Raw genomic sequence first — 17,195 nt, 5'->3', positions numbered from 1 at the left:
TGATAAAACTATACAGGGCTGAGCTTCAATAAATATTTGTAATCGTCAGCCCTGACTGCACCGGCCTGCTTCGCTATTTCTGCAGTCCCATCCGTAGAATTATTGTCATAGACATACACTACCGACTGAGGCATCGTCCGCCGAAAATCAGTGACGACCTTTCCAATCGTCAGTGCCTCATTCCAACAAGGAATGAGTACGGCTATTTTTTGCTGACACTCTTTTGAATTCGTTGAAAAATGTCCCCCTCCCGCAGTCTGAAGACCCAAATTCTGCGCTTTCTCGTCACTGGCGGACTCGCCTTCATCATTGACTACGGGCTCCTGATCGCATGCACAGAGCTTCTTGGCCTCAACTACCTGGTCTCCGCGACGATCGGCTTCTCGGTATCCGTTATTTTCAACTACATCATTTCTGTCGTTTGGGTCTTTGTTCCTGCTCCAGGCAAAAGTCGGTTGGCGACCATGACGATTTTCATTTCTTTGAGCGTCATTGGTCTCTTGATCAACAATGGGATCATGTGGGCCATGGTGGAGCTTTTCGGCCTCTGGTATGCCTTCGCCAAGATCGTTGCCACGGCTGTCGTGATGGTTTTCAACTTCATCACGCGGAAAATTCTTATTGAGCATCGTTCAACAGTCGCTCGCAGCGCGCTGCCTTCTAAGGAAATCTAAGCATTCCGCATCTCATAAACGCGGATGAACTTTTGGACTTGAGGTCGGAGCGAAAGCAAAAGTTGCTTAGCGAGCAGCCTTAATTACGCTTTCGAACCCTTTTCCGATCCGAGGTGGGTCAAATCTGCAAACTGCGCTTCTTTAGAAGCAGAGCAGCAACTGCAAATGTGGGGCCGGAATGAGAAGGCGTGCCGAAGATGTCTCTTCCAGGAGAAGAGAGTGAAAAGCTATGAGGTGGAAGCTGCTGCAAAACGCGCAGACAGGTAGTGGGACGGGTGGATGTCATTTTTGTGGAAAAAATGAGTGAACGACAAAAGGAGCCATACCCTTTTCCAAGGGCTTGCTCCTAGCTTTGATGTCGGATCTCACTTTCCCTTGAACCCAAGTCCCACTGCGTCAAGGAAGAAGTTGCCGTAGGAATAAGAGTTTATCAGGCGCGGAAGCTCTATGGTTCTCGAGACCCAAAGCAGGATCTACGACCCAAGCTGTAACCAAGAAATAGTCACGCCGAACAAACAACTTAAGCCTACAAATCAAAAATAAAAACAAGGCATACTATATCAATTAGAAGATAAAATCGTATGAATGTATTGAGGGCAGAAAGATGGTTCAAACGAGCACCTTTCTGCCCTCAAGATATAAGTGAGCGTTCAAACCATCACTTGACCGATGCAGCCGCTTTCGATGTTGTCTCCCAATCCTTCGGATCGCCGTCGTAATAGATGGATCCCATGCGCGGGAAGTCGCCGTCGCCGGCTCTTCTTTCAAGGAGCGGCTCGAGGAGCTCCATGAGATGGTCGCCGCGTGCTTTGAGACTGTTCTTTTCGGCGCTTGCTGCGCAGCGCGCCTTCCAGTCCTCAGCGTGGTCGAAAAGCTCGTAGAGCGCATCCGCCCACGGACGGCACTCTTCTTCCGAAGGAAGCGTGAGCCACTTTTCGGATTCATCAACGCCGCCCACGGATTCCGGCGCATCAAGCGTGATGCCGCCTTCGCCGATCGCCTCAGGCAAGCCGCCGCTCTTTGAGCCCAGCACCGGAATGCCGTTCATGGTCGCTTCCGTCGCAACGCGGCCCCAGCTCTCATACCAGAGAGAAGGCGCGAGGAGCACCTTCGTCGTCGCATAGATCTCCGACACGTTGAAGGTCGATTCACGGATGGCAATGTTGTGAAAAGTCTGGTTCGAAAAAGCAGATCCCGTCTCTCCGCCCGGTTTTTTGAGCGCCCTAAGCGCATCCGCAAACTTCTGCCGCGTCTCGACAATCATGAAGGGAATGTCGGGGCGTTCCTTGTTCGCCATCAGAATCAGGCGCGCGACGACCGCAGCGCCCTTGGCAAATGCCGGATTGATGAAGGTCACCGTCTGGGGATTTCTGGTTTTCGCTACCACGAGCTCCGGGTTGATGAAGTTCCCGACGGGATGGACGGTAAGGCCGTCCGCGTCTTTATAGAGCTTCGCCGTCGACTTGGAATCGGTGATGACGAGGTCGTGGAGCGGGAAGCGGTAGTGATGGTGGTTGCCGTTGCAGACCACATAGACGGTTGGGATTCCGAAGAGCCGCGCCTCCATCCACATCGAGCGGCAGAGCGGATCGCAGCCGTAGCCGATCACAAGATCGGGCTTGAAGGTTCGCAGAATCTGCGTGTATTCATTGAGGAACGCGTTGGACTCGTCATAGGTTATTTCACTCCAGACTGTAGAATGGAATCCCGTGAAAAACCAATGAGTTATCGGACTTATATTAGGGTTTCCACCCCCCCCCCAACTACTGAGAAGTCGTTGTTGACGAGGAGCTTTTTGCCTTTATTTTCAGCGATCTGCTCTGCAAGGTTCGGGATGCGCGCAACGCCCGAAGGATTGTCGAAAATGCCGCCGCCGATGGAGGCGACCTGCATGCCTCTGCGGGCAAGTTCCTGCATCATCGAGTAGCACTGCATGGAAGCGCCGTTGCTCACGTCGAATAACGTTTGCGGGCACGCAAAGAGAATGCGGGCTGGACGAGTTGTAGTCATGTCTATGCGAAAAAACAAAGAAGAGAAGGAAGCCGCTTGAACAACAGCCCCTTCGATTGCGGAAGGCAAATCAGAAAGGCGAGCAGGACCATCAGGACGAAACGCTTCAGGCCCTGCTTCGCTTTTCATCTGAGATGGGTTACTTCGGCTGCGCGATCTCCCAGTCCCTGGGGTCGCCCTCGTAAATGATGGATCCCATGCGGGAGAAGTCGGCGTCGCCGGCGCGGCGCGCGAGAAGCGGTGCGAGCGCCGCCTCGAGGCGGTCGCCCGATGCCTTGAGGCTGTTGGCGTCAGCTGCTTCCTGACACCTCCCGGCCCATTCTTCCGAATGGTCATAGAGGTCGTAAAGCGCGTCCGCCCACGGTCGGCAGGATTCTTCGGAAGGAAGCGTCAGCCACTTGTCGGACTCATCAATCGTCCCGAGTTCCTCCGGCGTATCGAGCGTGATGCCGCCCGGACCAATGGCCTCCGGAATGCCGCCGTTGCGGGAGCCGAGCACCGGAATCCCGTTCATCGTCGCTTCCGTTGCGACGCGTCCCCAGCTTTCATACCAGAGGGACGGCGCAAGAAGCACCTTCGTCGTTGCGTAGATTTCGGAAATGTTGAAGGTCGCCGGATGAAGTGCGATGTTGTGGAAGGTCTGACTGGTAAAGGCAGAACCAATTTCACCGCCGGGCTTCCGAAGCGCTTTCAGAGCATCGGCGAGTTTCTGCCGGGACTCGACCACCATAAACGGGATGTCCGGCCGCTCCTTGTTCGCCATCAGAATGAGACGCGCGACCAGAGCAACGCCCTTGGCAAAGGCCGGATTAATGAAAGTCACTGTCTGCGGATTGCGGGCCTTCGCCACGACGATGTCCGGATTGATGAAGATGCCGACAGGCGTCACGGTCAGACCTTCCGTGCGCTTATAGAGTTCAGCCGTTGCCCTTGAATCCGTAATCACGAGGTCGTGAAGCGGGAAGCGGTAGTGATGATGGTTGCCGTTCACGACGACATACACCGTCGGAATCCTGAATAAGCGCGCCTCCATCCACATCGAGCGGCAAAGGGGATCACAGCCGTAGCCGATCACGAGATCGGGCTTATAGGTCCTCAGAATCTGCGTGTATTCGTTGAGGAACTCATTCGATTCGTCATAGGTGATTTCATTCCACGAGGTGGAGTGAAAGCCCGTGAAGAACCAGTGCGTCATCGGAATTTCACCGCCCGCCGAGTAGTCCTTGTTGACAAGGAGCTTTTTGCCTTTATTTTCAGCAATCTGTTCGGCAAGGTTCGGGATGCGGGCGATGCCCGAAGGATTGTCGAAAATGCCGCCCCCGATGGATGCAACCTGCATGCCGCGGCGGGCAAGCTCCTGCATCATCGAGTAGCAAAGGAGCGAAGCGCCGTTGCTCACGTCAAAGAGCGTCTGCGGACAGGCAAAAAGAATTCGGGCCGGACGAGTGGAAGTCATAAATCTGAAGGATGAAGAAAAGCAAGGGGAACGCCGAAGAGGAGCCTTCGTCCCGGGAGGACCGCTCCGCCTTCTGCTCTCTGAAAGCATCCCGAACGCCTTAAGCCCACTGTGCACCCGGGTAAACCTTCATGTGGAGGGAAAATTCTAACAGCTCCCCTGAGCGGGTCAGTACAGAGATCCTCCCCTGCCTTTGAAGCGTTGTTTACGCTTTGGCTTTCAATTCATGATCTAGCGCAAAAAGGCATGGCATAAACTGCATATTCACAGTTTTTGCAAAAGCGGAATAATGAATTTCCTTAGATTTCTATTGAAGAAACGGAGGAAATCTTGACCCAGTTTGCCTATGCCGACCGCATCCCTGAAGAGATCCTCGCCTGGGGCGACGAACTCGCCCGCATCCGCCAGGACCTTCACGAACACCCGGAGCTCGGCTTCGATACCGCCCGCACCTGCGGCGTGATTGCAGCGAAGCTTCGCGAATGGGGCATCACCTGCGACGACAAGATGGTGCCGGGCGGCGTCATAGCCCTTGTTGAGGGAAACCGCCCCGGACCCACGGTCGCGCTTCGCGCCGACATGGATGCGCTTGCGATGCCGGACTGCTCGGGGAACCCCTGGCAGAGCGTCATTGCCGACCGCTGCCACGCCTGCGGTCACGACGGCCACGTCACGTGGCTCTTGGGCGCCATGAGGCGCCTCTCCCTCACGCGCGACTTCCCCGGCCGCGTGCTCGGCATCTTCCAGCCCGCCGAGGAAATCGGCCGCGGCGCCAGACGCGTGATTGAATCGGGCGTGCTCGACAAATTCAATCCCCTCGAAATCTACGGCGCCCACGGCTCCACCGCCTTCCCGAAGGGCGAGATCGGCATTCATGCCGGCCCCGTGCAGGCCTCCTGCGACTTCTTCTACATTACGCTCAAGGGCCGCGGCACCCATGCGGCGCGTCCCCATACGTCGCTCGACCCGATCCCGACGGCAGCGCTCCTCTCGGAGTCGCTCCAGACCATCATCTCGAGAAAGACGGACCCGACGCAGCCGGCGGTGCTCTCCATCTGCGCCGTTCAGGCTGGCAACATCAATGCGCCCAACGTGATTCCGGAATCCCTCACGCTCTCCGGGACCGTGCGCACGTTCGATGCGGGCGTTCGCGCCATGATTGAAGCTGAAATGCGCCGCATGACCGAACACATTGCGCTCGCGCAGGGCCTCGGCTGGGAAATCCGCGTCGACAACCTGACGCCGCCCCTCATCAATTCGGCCGTTCCCGCGAAGCACGCGACGGCAGTTGCCGAAAAGCTCTTCGGCGCCGAATGCCCGGTCGACGTTCCGCTCTCGATGGCGGGCGAAGACTTCGCCGAATACGTGAACCGAATCCCAGGCATCCAGATGTACATCGGCATGGCCGACGACGCGCACAACGCGATGCTTCACAACCCGAAGTTCGACTTCAACGACGCCGTGCTTCCTGAAGCCGTCTGGTTCCTCTCTGAGATCGCGAGAACGCGTCTCGAGGAACTCGCCCGCGAGCTCTGAAAGTCCCTATTTCATTTGAATCTGAGTCTCCTCTCATGAAGAAAACTTACTTCAAGGGCTTTGCCCTTGCGGCGGCCGCTTCCGCCGCACTCCTTGCCGCCATGCCCGCTGCATCGTCCGCCAAGGAAATCACCGTAGCGGTGTCGGCAACCTTCTCGTCTCTCGACCCCTATGACGCGCCCGACATCCTCACACGCCTTGCCGCGAAGTCGATGTATGAAGGTCTCTTTTCCTTCGACTCCAAGATGCAGCTTGTTCCCGAACTTGCTGAGGGCTACACGGTGACGCCGGACGCGAAGGTCTTCACCATTACCCTGAAGAAGGGCGTCAAATTCCATGACGGCACGGAATTCACGGCCGACGCCGTCAAGATGAATTTCGACCGTCTTCTCAATCCTGACAATCACCTCTCGCGCTACCAGGTCTACAAGTTCATCGACAAGGTCGAGGTGGTCGACCCCTACACGGTCCGCTTCACGCTGAAGGGCCCGCTCGCCACCTTCCCGCGGCGCCTTGCCATGTCCAGCACGCAGATGATGTGCCCGAGCCTCATTAAGGACGCAAAGGGCGTTGAGGGAAAGAAGATCACTGCATTCAACGCCTGCGGCACGGGTCCCTACAAGCTTGAATCCTTCAATCCGAGCGAAAAGCTCGTCGTGAAGAAGAACCCCGACTACCGCGTGAAGGGGCTCCCCAAACTCGACGGCATCACGTGGCTCCCGGTGATTGAGAACAGCACCCGCGCTGCGATGCTTCACACGGGCGAAGCGCAGTACGCCTTCCCGATGCCGAACGAACAGATCGCTTCCTTCAAGAACGATCCCAAATTCCGCATCGAGACCGTGCCTTCAATCATGCAGCGCTACCTCTCGATCAATACGACCGTGAAGCCCTTCAACGACGTTCGCGTGCGCCAGGCGATCAACTACGCCATCAACAAGCAGGCGCTCGCCAAGGTTGCTTTCGCTGGCTACGCCGTTCCGACGGAAACCCTCTATCCGAAAGAAATCCCGGGAGCCGTCAAGCTTGGTCCCTGGCCCTACGACCCCAAGAAGGCGCGCGAACTTCTGAAGGAAGCGGGCTACCCCAACGGCTTCACGACGGACCTCTGGTCGGCCTATGCCAATACGACTTCCTCGAAGGTCATTCAGTTCGTTCAGCAGCAGCTCGCGCAGGTCGGCATCAAGACCCGCACGAGAATGCTTGAGCCGGGCGTTCGCGCGTCGGTCGTCTACGGCGTCAAGAACCCGGCTGAATCGGGACTGCGCCTCTACTACGTCGGCTGGGCGGATGCGAGCATGGACCCCGACTGGGTGCTGAGGCCCTTGCTTGACTCCCGTCAGGCGCCGCCGAAATTCATGAATACGTCCTACTACTCGAATCCGAAGCTCGATGAACTTCTCGACAAGGCGGTAGCCACCCCCGACGACGCAGCGCGCGCGAAGCTCTATGAGGAAGCGCAGAAGATGGTCTGGAACGACGCCCCCTGGGCCTACCTCGTCTATGAGGTCGGCACGGCCGGCGCCGATGCAAGGCTCGTCAACTTCACGCTTCGTCCCGATACCGGCATCGACTTCATCAATGCCGAGTGGAAGGAATAATCTGAGCGTCTTTCCCGCATAACGAAAAGGCCGCTTCGGGAAGCATCGTTCTCGGTGAACTCGCTTCCCCAGCGGCCTTTTTGTTTTTCCGCTTCGAGCTCTTCGAGGCTTCACTCAGACGCCAGGTCTGAGAGAACCCCCCATCAGTCAGGCATCAGGCCTTCTTGCAGACGTGCGAGCGTTCGTTGTAGACGCCCTCGACGTAGACATTGAGGTTGCGGTCGACGTGAACCATGCCGCAGACATTGTGCGGGAGGGGCCGCTCGACGAGGCCCTGGTTCACGATGTAGTGGATGCCGTTCCTTTCGGAATAGGCGCCCTTGTGGAAGTGGCCGCAGATGTAGGCAAGAACGCGGCCGCTCTTCTCCATCGCCTCGACCACTTCAGCCGCATTGCGGATGAAGAAGGCGTCGGGGATCTTCTGCGACTTGGCGTCCCAGGTGTTGACGAGCTGGTGCGTCATCACGATCACGGGTTCCTTGCCCTCAGAAAGCTCCTTTCTGAACCAGTCCATCTCGACCTTCGGCACGACGGCCACGGCCCAGTTGAATTTGCCCTGGCTGTAGTGTTCGCCCTCGGCGTTGTTGTAGCAGGCGTCGAGCACGATGTACTTGATGCCGCCCATCACGAAGGAATAATAGGTGCGGCCAACGGCGTCGCCCGCATTTTCGGTGTTGTCGAGGAAGTCGCCAAGCGTGATCTTGTCGAAGTCATGGTTGCCGCAGACGTGATAGCGCGGCGCGTTGACGCGGCGGAATTCACTCTCAACCGTCTGCAGGAACGCGATCGTGCCCGGGCGGTCGCCGTCGTCGAGGCAGTCCTTGAAGTCGCCCAATTCAATGACGAAATCGAGCTTCCGGGTATTGAAGAGGTCGATCGCCTGGCGCATCTTCGCCATCGAATGCGCATAGACGCGGATCGAATCTTCCTTCGGAATCGTGCGCGTGGGACTCGTGCAGTAGTGGACGTCCGTAATCCAGCCGAAGGAGGAAATCAGGTCCTTTGCGGGCGGGAGCGTGATCTGCGCTTCGGCAGGCGTGGCGGCAGAAGCCGAACGGATGACGGCAGGAGCAGCAAAGAGACCGGCAGCGGTCTGGAGGAACAAGCGACGCTTCATTTTTTGGGGTTCTCCACGTTTGGGAATTCAGTTCCGGACTCTCTCGCGATCGCGCTTTGTTTTCCTGGTGCGCTTCATCGCTTTCGTCCGACGCCCTGCATTCTCAAATCGGCCCGTGACGGTTCCGTCAAGGAATCATGAATATTGCATGACGCCTCTCCGGGAACGGGATTCGCGAGGTCGGCCTCCCACGTACATCCGCTCACGAAGTACCGCGGGAGAGCGCCCGAAAGACCGGACACCTCCCGATAGAATGTCCTTCAAGGACCTCCCGGGTCTTCGCATTCATGCGTTTTCAGAGACCCCGGAAAGTCTCCTCATTACTCTCGAGACATACGCTCATGCCGCTTCCCAAAGCTCCTTCACGCCCCGCAGACATTCTTGAGGACTACGGCGCCCCCGCCAAACCTCAGTCCGAACGGACGCTTCCCAAAGTGAAGAACGTCGTTGCACTTGCCTCCGATGATCCGGAATCCGCCGGGAAGCCTGAGGCCGCCCGGCCGAAAAAGACGCCCCGGAAGACCCTGAGGAGCGGGAAGGCGCCTGGCGCTCCCGCGCCGGTCCCGGCAGAAATCAAAGCTCAGCCCGCTCAGACTCCTGAAAAGAAGTCCGTGAAGTCCGCAAAGACAAAGAAGGCGGAAGCCGCCCCGGCGCCTGCGAAGCCGAAGGCTCCCGCAACACTAAAGCCCGCGAAGCGCTCGAAGTCCGCTACCCCCGCTGAGGCTCAAGCAAAGGCGGCGCCCCGGAAGGAAGCCGCCGCAACGACGACTTCAAAACCCTCGCGCACGCAGAAGGATGCCGCCGCATTTGCGGGCGGCCGCTCCTCGTCGCCCGGCGTCCAGGGGTCGCTTGCCGGCCGCAGGGGCCGCGCGCGCGTGGCGGATGGCGACCCCCGGCTCTTCGTTCTCGACACGAACGTCCTCATGCACGACCCGCTCTCGCTCTTCCGCTTTGCAGAGCACGACGTCTTCCTTCCGATGACGACGCTCGAGGAGCTCGACAACCACAAGAAGGGCCTCACCGATGTCGCTAGAAACGCCCGTTCGGTGAGCCGCACGCTCGACGCCCTGATTGAAGCGAACGACGGGCGAATCACTGAGGGCGTGCCGCTCTCGCTCCTCGGGAATACGGAAGCCAAAGGCCTCCTCTGGTTTGAAACGAAGCCCCTTCAGGAGGAGCTCCCCGGCGAGCTCGACCTTTCGAAGGGCGACAACCGGATCCTTTCCACCGTAGAAGGCGTGCGGAAAGCCTTCCCCAAGCGCGCCGTCGTGCTGGTGTCGAAGGACATCAACATGCGCATCAAGGCGACGACCCTTGGCATTCCGGCAGAGGACTACCTCTCCGACAAGGTGCTCGACGACACCGACATGCTTTATTCGGGCAAGCTCATGCTCGAGCCCGGATTCTGGGACAAGGCTTCGCCGACGCTCCGCTCCTGGCAGGATCACGGCTCCACCTTCTACGAATTTGAAGCCGACGACCCGTCGCGCTTCATCGTGAACGAATGCCTCTGGATCGACGGCGACGAAAACTTCATGGGGCTCGTCACGGCGGTTCATGGCCAGAAGGTCACCTTCCGCCTGATGAAGGACTACCGAGCGAAGAGCCGCACCCGCGTCTGGGGCATCAACGCGAGAAACCGCGAGCAGAACATGGCGATCAATCTCCTCATGGATCCAGAGATCGACTTCGTCACGATTCTCGGTCAGGCGGGCACGGGCAAGACCCTCATGACGCTTGCCGCCGCGCTCACGCAGACGATTGACGAAAGGCGCTTCAGCGAAATCATCATGACCCGCGCCACGGTGAGCGTGGGCGAGGACATCGGGTTCCTCCCCGGCACGGAAGAGGAAAAGATGGCCCCCTGGATGGGGGCGCTCGAAGACAACCTCGAAGTCCTTCACGCCTCCGACACGGGCGGCGAATGGGGCCGCCAGGCGACGATGGACCTCATCCGGAGCCGCATCCGCGTGAAGTCGATGAGCTTCATGCGCGGGCGCACGTTCCTGCAGAAGTTCGTCATCATCGACGAAGCGCAGAACTTGTCGCCCAAGCAGATGAAGACCCTCATCACGCGTGCAGGCCCGGGAACGAAGATCGTCTGCCTCGGCAACATCGCGCAGATCGATACGCCCTACCTCACGGAAGGAAGCTCCGGCCTCACGTACGTGGTCGAGCGCTTCCAGGGCTGGGAGCACGCCGCCACCATCACGCTCACCCGGGGCGAACGCTCGAGGCTCGCGGAGTTCGCGGCCGAAGCGCTCTAAAATAATTTTCACCAGAGCCGCCGCCTCTCACCCGTTGCGGGCGGGAAGGCGGCATCACTTTTAACACCAAAAATGGCAGAAAACATGTTCAAGCGCACACTCTTAACCGGAGCGGTCCTCTCCCTCGGCTTCGTCGCCGCTGCTCAGGCCGAATTCAAGGTCATGACGGTCAACGGCGAAAAGGTTTCCGTTCAGAGACAGGAAGAGGTCTACAACAACGCCGTCAAGGCAGGCGCCAAGGCGGGTCCTCAGCTTGAGGAACAGGTCCGCCGCGCGATCACCGAGGAAACGGTGCTGCTCCAGGAAGCCGCCAAGGCGCGCATCGAGCGCACGAAGGAATACCGCACGGCGATCGACCGTGCCGGGAAGCAGCTGAAGGTCCAGCTTCTCGTCTCCGAATACGCGAAGAAGAACCCCGTTTCCGACAAGGAAGCGCGCGCAGCCTACGACAAGGCCCGTGCGGCATACGGCGACACGGAATATCAGGTCCGCCACATTCTCGTGAAGACCGAGGACGAGGCGACAAAGCTCATTGACCGCATCAACAAGGGCGAAAAGTTCGAGAACCTCGCCAAGCAGTATTCGATCGACCCGCAGTCGCGCGACCAGGGCGGTCTTGTCGGCTGGCTCGTCCCGAGCAATGTCGACCAGGCCTTCGGCAACGCCTTCAAGGTTCTCTCCGCTGGTTCGGTTGCTCAGGCGCCTATCCTCAACCAGTACGGCTACCACATCGTGAAGCTCGACGCGAAGAGAAAGGCTGAGAACTTCCCGACCTGGGAATCCCAGAAGCAGAGCCTCAAGGACCAGCTCTCCGAATTGAAGGCCAAGAACCACTTCGCCGAGCTCGTTCAGAAGGCCAAGGTGAATTAATTCCCTTTCGCTCGCCGAAGAATCTGGGAGTCATCCGGAATTTCCGAATGACTCCCTTCTTTTTCTGCGGGAGCGCCCTGAAGAGCCCTCAATCCTCCAGACGCCCGAGCGCGAGCCTGCGCCCGAGGTTCCCGTCGCGCACGGTCGGCCGGCGCACGGCTTCGGCAAGCACCCTGCGGCTCGCAAAGACGTCGACCTTCCGCTTCGTGCGGGTGACGCCCGTATAGAGGAGCTCCCGGGTGGCAAGTCCCGAATCCGCGCGCTCGGGGAGAAAGACCGCCACGCGTTCGAATTCAGAGCCCTGCGACTGGTGAATCGTCATCGCCCAGGCGGTGTCGTGCGAGGGAAGAAGCTGCGCGGGGAGCGTCCGCTCCTGGTCGCCGAAATAGACCGTGTAGAGGATCCTCCCGCCCGTGCGGTCGGTGCGAACGACTTCTCCGGCATTGAAGGTCTCTGCCCCGGGCTCTGCCGGGCTCGCAGCGTTGGCGGACTCCGCATGATCGTCATGACCCTGCGGCCGCTGAGGGAGCACGATCCCGACGTCGCCGTTGTAGACCCCGAGGCCGTCGTCGTTTCTGCGCACGATCACGACGCGCCCGGGATAGTTTTCCCCGGCGCCCGCGCCGTCCGCCTGCGGCCAGAGCCTTCGCATCATCTCGTCGGCATAGTTGTTGATTGCCGTAACGCTCATCGCGCCCCGGCGCTGGGCAGCAAGCGCCCTGAATTCGGATAGCCGCGCCCAGAGCGTCTTCATGAGCGCCTCGAGCTCTTCAGCGGGCGCCCCCCGCATCCAGGCATCGCGGTAGTTGAGAAGCGCCCCGGCGTAGCCTCCGAGCTCCCGGTCGAGCCACTCGCGCGCTTCCCGCGTGAGGCCCGTGCGGTTGAAGACCTCGCGTTCGGCCTTGCCGGCATCCGCGAGCTTCTCCTCATGCAGGCGCGCTTCGTAGCCGCTCTTCTCATCCTCACTGCCCGAAAAAGCATCAATAACCCGCTCGAAGACCTGATCCTCCGGCAGTTCTGCGCATTCGCCCTGGTGGTTGATGGCTTCAGCGAGCCTCGCGATCACCGTGCCCTTTTCAAAGCGCCGGCTCTTTTCGAGCTCGACCACGTGGCGGCCGAGCACGCCCTTCGGATCGGAGAGCTCCGCAAAGACGGCGCCCGGTCCTACGGCGGCAAGTTGATGCTTGTCGCCCAGAATGATCACGCGGGTCGCTTCGCCCACGGCGTCGAAAAGACGGGCGGCAAGGTGGATGTCCACCATAGAGGCTTCGTCGACCACGATGACGTCAACCGGCAGGGGGTTTCCGGGCCCGGGGAATCCCCCCGCGGGCGTGGGCGAAAGGAGCCACTTGTGAATGGTGCGGCCCTTCACCTGCCGCTCGCCCTCGGGGCGCGTCTCGTCCTTTGCTAGAACTTCGGAGAGCTTCGGGAGGAACCCGCGGCCGACGCTCATTCTCATCGACTGATCCATGCGGCTCGTCGCCTTCCCCGTCGGCGCCGCGAGCGCAATTCTGAGGCCGGGATTTTCTTCGAGGAGGCACTCGAGAATCTGCGCGACGGTCGTCGTCTTCCCCGTGCCGGGGCCGCCTGAAATGATGGCGAGCGACTCGCTGACGGCCACCTCAATCGCCTTCTTCTGAAGGTTGTCGGCGCCCGAGGCGGCTGCGATCCGGTCGACCGCCGCCGCGCGCGCCGATGCTTCCTTGGGTTCAGACGTCTTTTTGCCTGCGAGGCGAAGGAGAGCCTGCGCGAGCATCAGTTCTTCGAGCGCAAAGCGCGCGAAATAAAGACGCGTTTCGGCGGCGCTCCCCGCCTTGTCGTCCATGAGAATGGGCGCGAAGACGCCTTCGCCCTTTCTTCGGAGGTCGAGCTTTGCTTCTTCAATAAATCCCTCGAGCGTCATGACGAGGCCGAGGCGCTTCAAGACTTCGACGCCTTCGAGAAATCCCTTGAGACGCGCTTCTTCGCTCAAGGGTTCGCCCGCTTCACTCTCGCTTTCAGAGGGGGACTTCCAGAAAAGCGCGGCCGACTCCGCGCGCACGCAGACGTTCCCGCGCTCCTCGGCGCGGGAAAAGGCGTTCATGAGGGCCCGGAGGGCAGGCTCCGCCTCCGCGGGAAGAGCTTCCCCGCGGAAGAAAAGATCTCTTTCGACCGCACGGAGAAGCGCGTCGCCGAGGCCCGCCAGGCCTCCCAGAGGGAGCGAATTGTCAAAACCAGCCATCAGCATTCTCCGGCAAAAAGTTGGTCAAGCCGCCTGATGACGGCCGGGCTCACGGGATCGAAAACAATGCCCTGCGGGTGATCCGGCGTCGTCGCGTCCGCGCGCACGCCGCGCAGGAACACGTAAATGGCGCCCCCGATCATGTCGTCCTGGAAGTGCTCTCCGAGTCTCGAGCGGAGGAACCGTCTCAGCGCCACAAGATAGATGAGGTACTGGAGCCGATAAAGATGCCGGCGCATTTCCTCGTCCATTGCCTTTTCCTCGTACCCTTCAGCTTCGGGCGAAATTTTGTTGCTCTTCCAGTCGAGCACGTAGAAGCGCCCGTCGTGCATGAAGGCAAGGTCGATGAAGCCCGTGAGAAAGCCCCTGAGCGACTCGGAGCGAAGGCCCCCGAAGTCGTATTTTTCGGGATCGAGTTCGCGAAGCTCATCGGCGAGCCGCTCCGCCGTGAGACCCTTCGGTATCGGGATCAGGAATTCAAGCTCCGCGCTTCTCGCGCGCTTCGGCACGTCTCGCAGGAACAATCCCGGAGCAATTTCCGCGTTGAGAATGTCGTAAATCATCCGGGCGGCCCCCTCAGCGGCAAGCTCCCGGGCAGCATCATCCGCAAAGGAAAGGTGCTTCTCGACCTCCCTGCGGCAAAGCGCGAGCCTTGCTGCCCGCGCCTCTTCTGTATCAGGCGCCATCCCGGCAAAATCCGCGAGTTCGAGCATTTCATGGAGACACGTGCCCGCCTGCGCACCCTTGGGGAAGGAAAGAATGTCCCCGGCTGCGGGAACCTTTTCGGCTTCGCCGTACCAGACGGAAAAGCCCGAGCCCTCATCCTCGGCCATGCGCGAAATGCCGGTAAAGCTCGATGTCCTCCAGCCTCCGCGGACGTCCTGCGCCTTTTCCGCATCAAAGTCGGAAGGCTTCGTTTCCGACTGCACCCTGAATCCGTCGGCTTTGCCGGCTTCGGCCAGTGCCGCGAAATCCTTCACGTCGACCGTGCCGGCATCCCTGAGCCTCTGAAGAAGCTTCGCGGCCGCGGCGGCCGTCAATGTCTTCTTATCCGTCCCGCCGCAGAGCGCGGCAAAGTAGGGATTCTTATACGTGAAGGCTCCCCAGGAATCCGGCGACTTTTTGCCCGCCATGGCCTGCGGCAACATGAGAACCAGGTGCTTCGCAGCGCGGGTCATGGCTACGTACGCAAGGCGCACGTCCTCTTCGACCGATTCGCTTTTTTCACGCTCGTCTGCGTCGCTCTTCACGTGACTTAAGAGCAGATTGAGGCGCCCTTCGTCGTCAGGCACAAGATGCACGGAGGACTTGCTGCAAGTCTGAAGCCTCTTCTGTGCAAAGGGCAGATAGACGATCGGATACTGGAGCCCCTTGCTCGAATGAATGGTCTGAAGGGTGACGAGGTTCGCATCGCTCTCAAGCCTCACCTTCTGGTCTTCCGCGGAGTCGCCCGCCGACCTCTGATTGTCGAGCCACTCGGCGAGGCCCCCGGGCGTCGGCACCGTGCGGTGCGCGGCATGAAGGAGCTCAAGAAGATGCGCATAGTTGACGAGCCGGCGCTCGCCCTCTCTGGAGGGAAGAAGCCGCTCCGTCGTCCGGCAGAGGGCCATCAGCCGGCGGACGGCGGGTGCCGGACCGCTCGAGGGCCAGCGGCGGAGCCCTTCCTCAAGGACTCTTCTCAATTCCACTCTGCGCGCTTCATCCTTCTCGTCGTCTCGGAGGGTTTGCAGCGTGTCGCCCACGAGTCGCGTTGCTCTCGCCGCATTCATTGCATGCATGTCGCCCGGCGCCGCGAAGGCGCGAAGGAGCAGAATCATCTCCGCCGCTTCCTCGGTTGCGGCGACGCTTTCCCTCAGCTGATAGCGCACCCGAATATTGCGCTCGCCAAGCGCATCCTTCACGAGAAGCGCATCGCTGTTGGCGCGCACCAGGACGGCAATATCGCGCGCCTCAACGCCGCGCACCGACTTCGGACCGCCCCAGGGCGAAAGATCGAGCCCCTCGATCGGCGTCTCCCCGGCCTCTGCCGCGAGAACGGCTTCGCCCCTCGCGCCCGCATCAATGAGTTTTGCGATCGAGAGTCCGAGCGCCGCCATCGACGACGCCTTGACATCATCGGCATCCGCGCAGAGAGCTCCCCCTGCATCGGTCCAGATTTCAAAGGGCAGGGGTTCCTTCCAGCCGTCGCCATCCCGCACCCAGAGACCGGTTTTCGAAGGCGAATAAGCTACTTTCTGATACGCAAGGCCCTCACGCAGGAAAGGAAGCCCCGTCGGCGCCGTCGTCCAGAAGTCATTGAAGGCATCAACAAGCTTCGGCGACGAACGGAAGTTAGTCATGAGCGCTTCCGTGCGGCCGATCTCCGCAATGCGCTTTCTTGCGCGGAGATAGGTATTGAGGTCCGCCGAGCGGAAGCGGTAGATCGCCTGCTTCGGGTCGCCCACGAAGAAGATGGCGCGGCCCTCGCGCTCGGCCTGAACGTCGGGCGAGGCCTTTGCGTCGTAAACGGAAAGGAAGAGCTTCTCGACAATCGCGTACTGAATCGGATCCGTATCCTGAAATTCGTCGATGAGAACGCCCCGGTAGGTGCTTCTCACGCGTTTGGCGAGCCGTTCGGCCTGCCTGCGGACCTCGTCCGGTGCGCCCTCTCCCGGGAGGAGCCGGTCGTAGAGCTCGCGAAGCAGGTCGTTGAAGGTCTTCACGCGCGCTTTCTTCTTCATGTCGAGGAGGCGCCCGGGCACGTCCGCCATGAAGGCGCTCACCGCCTGCTGAATCGCGGGCGAGAGATTGTCGAAATCCGTCCACCTGCGGGGAACGAGGGACCCGGGGTAGTCGGCGAGGCTCTGAAGCTTCTTGTCCCAGTTGTCGCCGTCCACAAGCTCCTCACGGTCCTCAACCTCAGGCATGGCGTCCAAAGACCGCCGCAGGAAATCCCGCACGGCGTCCGAGCGGAACTTGTCGTCCGAAGCCGCCAGATCAAAGTTGATGGTGCCCCCCGACGAAAAGGCGTTGTCTTCAATCACCTTCTGACAGAAGCTGTGGATCGTGAAAATGCCGGCATTGTCAAAGAGCGCGAGCGACTCGCGGATGCGATCTTCCGCATCCCTGTCGTCAATCCCCATGCTTCTCCAGAGACCGATCTGCTTCACCGTGAGCGCGTCGGCATCCGCGGGCGCAATCGTCCCGGTGAGGACGCCCAGCGCCTCCGTGAGGTGCGACTCAATGCGGGCCTTCAGTTCCGCCGTGGCCGCACGCGTAAAGGTCATCACGAGAAGGTGATTGATCGGTATCCCGGCTTCAACGATGAAGCGAAGCACGAGGTGCTTGATCGAAAAGGTCTTGCCTGTACCCGCCGATGCCTCGAGGAGCGTCGGCACGAGCAAAGGCGCCGATGCAACGTCAAATCCCGGGTTCTGCTCTTTCTTTTCCGTTGTCATTTTTAT

12 protein-coding genes are annotated in these 17,195 nt (G+C 59.9%); 5 read left to right on the top strand and 7 right to left on the bottom strand.

The genetic code is table 11. The features are described from left to right. Positions 1-8: 8 nt before the first annotated feature. Positions 9-269 carry a glycosyltransferase gene (locus tag Q0106_RS11385; RefSeq protein ID WP_297613068.1) on the bottom strand — a complete coding sequence of 87 codons (261 nt, stop codon included), beginning with the start codon at positions 267-269 and terminating at the stop codon, positions 9-11. Between Q0106_RS11385 and Q0106_RS11380 the strand changes: the two genes are divergently transcribed. After that, positions 240-674: a GtrA family protein gene (locus tag Q0106_RS11380; RefSeq protein ID WP_297613065.1), complete on the top strand. Its 435-nt coding sequence runs from the start codon at positions 240-242 to the stop codon at positions 672-674. The two genes, Q0106_RS11385 and Q0106_RS11380, sit on opposite strands and share 30 nt — an antisense overlap. Positions 675-1,332: 658 nt before the next feature. Here the strand turns inward: Q0106_RS11380 and Q0106_RS11375 are convergent. The 3 genes from Q0106_RS11375 to Q0106_RS11365 form a co-directional block, all read right to left on the bottom strand. Beyond that, positions 1,333-2,283 (bottom strand): glycosyltransferase, encoded by a 951-nt coding sequence (locus tag Q0106_RS11375; RefSeq protein ID WP_297613062.1) that lies wholly within the window; start codon positions 2,281-2,283, stop codon positions 1,333-1,335. A gap of 125 nt (positions 2,284-2,408) precedes the next feature. Continuing rightward, positions 2,409-2,813: a hypothetical protein gene (locus tag Q0106_RS11370; protein ID WP_297613059.1), complete on the bottom strand. Its 405-nt coding sequence runs from the start codon at positions 2,811-2,813 to the stop codon at positions 2,409-2,411. Between the two features lie 10 nt (positions 2,814-2,823). Next, entirely contained in the window at positions 2,824-4,140 is a 1,317-nt protein-coding gene (locus Q0106_RS11365) for a glycosyltransferase (RefSeq protein ID WP_297613056.1), read from the bottom strand. Between the two features lie 330 nt (positions 4,141-4,470). Between Q0106_RS11365 and Q0106_RS11360 the strand changes: the two genes are divergently transcribed. Next, entirely contained in the window at positions 4,471-5,676 is a 1,206-nt protein-coding gene (locus Q0106_RS11360; protein ID WP_297613053.1) for an amidohydrolase, read from the top strand. A 35-nt stretch (positions 5,677-5,711) separates the two neighbouring features. Further along, positions 5,712-7,277, top strand: a complete 1,566-nt coding sequence (locus Q0106_RS11355) for an ABC transporter substrate-binding protein (protein ID WP_297613050.1) — start codon at positions 5,712-5,714, stop codon at positions 7,275-7,277. Positions 7,278-7,431: 154 nt separating this feature from the next. Here Q0106_RS11355 and Q0106_RS11350 read toward each other — a convergent pair whose 3' ends face one another. Further along, entirely contained in the window at positions 7,432-8,394 is a 963-nt protein-coding gene (locus Q0106_RS11350) for a metallophosphoesterase (protein ID WP_297613048.1), read from the bottom strand. A 341-nt stretch (positions 8,395-8,735) separates the two neighbouring features. Between Q0106_RS11350 and Q0106_RS11345 the strand changes: the two genes are divergently transcribed. Both Q0106_RS11345 and Q0106_RS11340 read left to right on the top strand, forming a co-directional pair. Next, on the top strand, positions 8,736-10,661 hold the full coding sequence (locus tag Q0106_RS11345; RefSeq protein WP_297613046.1) for a PhoH family protein: 1,926 nt from the start codon (positions 8,736-8,738) through the stop codon (positions 10,659-10,661). A gap of 84 nt (positions 10,662-10,745) precedes the next feature. After that, the gene (locus tag Q0106_RS11340; protein WP_297613043.1) at positions 10,746-11,531 is read left to right on the top strand and encodes a peptidylprolyl isomerase; all 786 of its coding nucleotides are present in this window, start codon (positions 10,746-10,748) and stop codon (positions 11,529-11,531) included. A gap of 88 nt (positions 11,532-11,619) precedes the next feature. Here Q0106_RS11340 and recD read toward each other — a convergent pair whose 3' ends face one another. Continuing rightward, on the bottom strand, positions 11,620-13,752 hold the full coding sequence (recD, locus tag Q0106_RS11335; protein WP_297613040.1) for an exodeoxyribonuclease V subunit alpha: 2,133 nt from the start codon (positions 13,750-13,752) through the stop codon (positions 11,620-11,622). Then, positions 13,752-17,189 (bottom strand): UvrD-helicase domain-containing protein, encoded by a 3,438-nt coding sequence (locus tag Q0106_RS11330; RefSeq protein WP_297613037.1) that lies wholly within the window; start codon positions 17,187-17,189, stop codon positions 13,752-13,754. The genes recD and Q0106_RS11330 overlap by 1 nt, the downstream gene beginning before the upstream one ends. Positions 17,190-17,195: the final 6 nt, after the last annotated feature.

The organism is uncultured Sutterella sp. (genome assembly GCF_937923675.1).
In the GTDB taxonomy this organism is placed as follows: Bacteria; Pseudomonadota; Gammaproteobacteria; order Burkholderiales; family Burkholderiaceae_F; genus Sutterella.
Note: the sequence above shows the minus strand (reverse complement) of the source record. Positions and strands in the feature narration are given on the sequence as shown.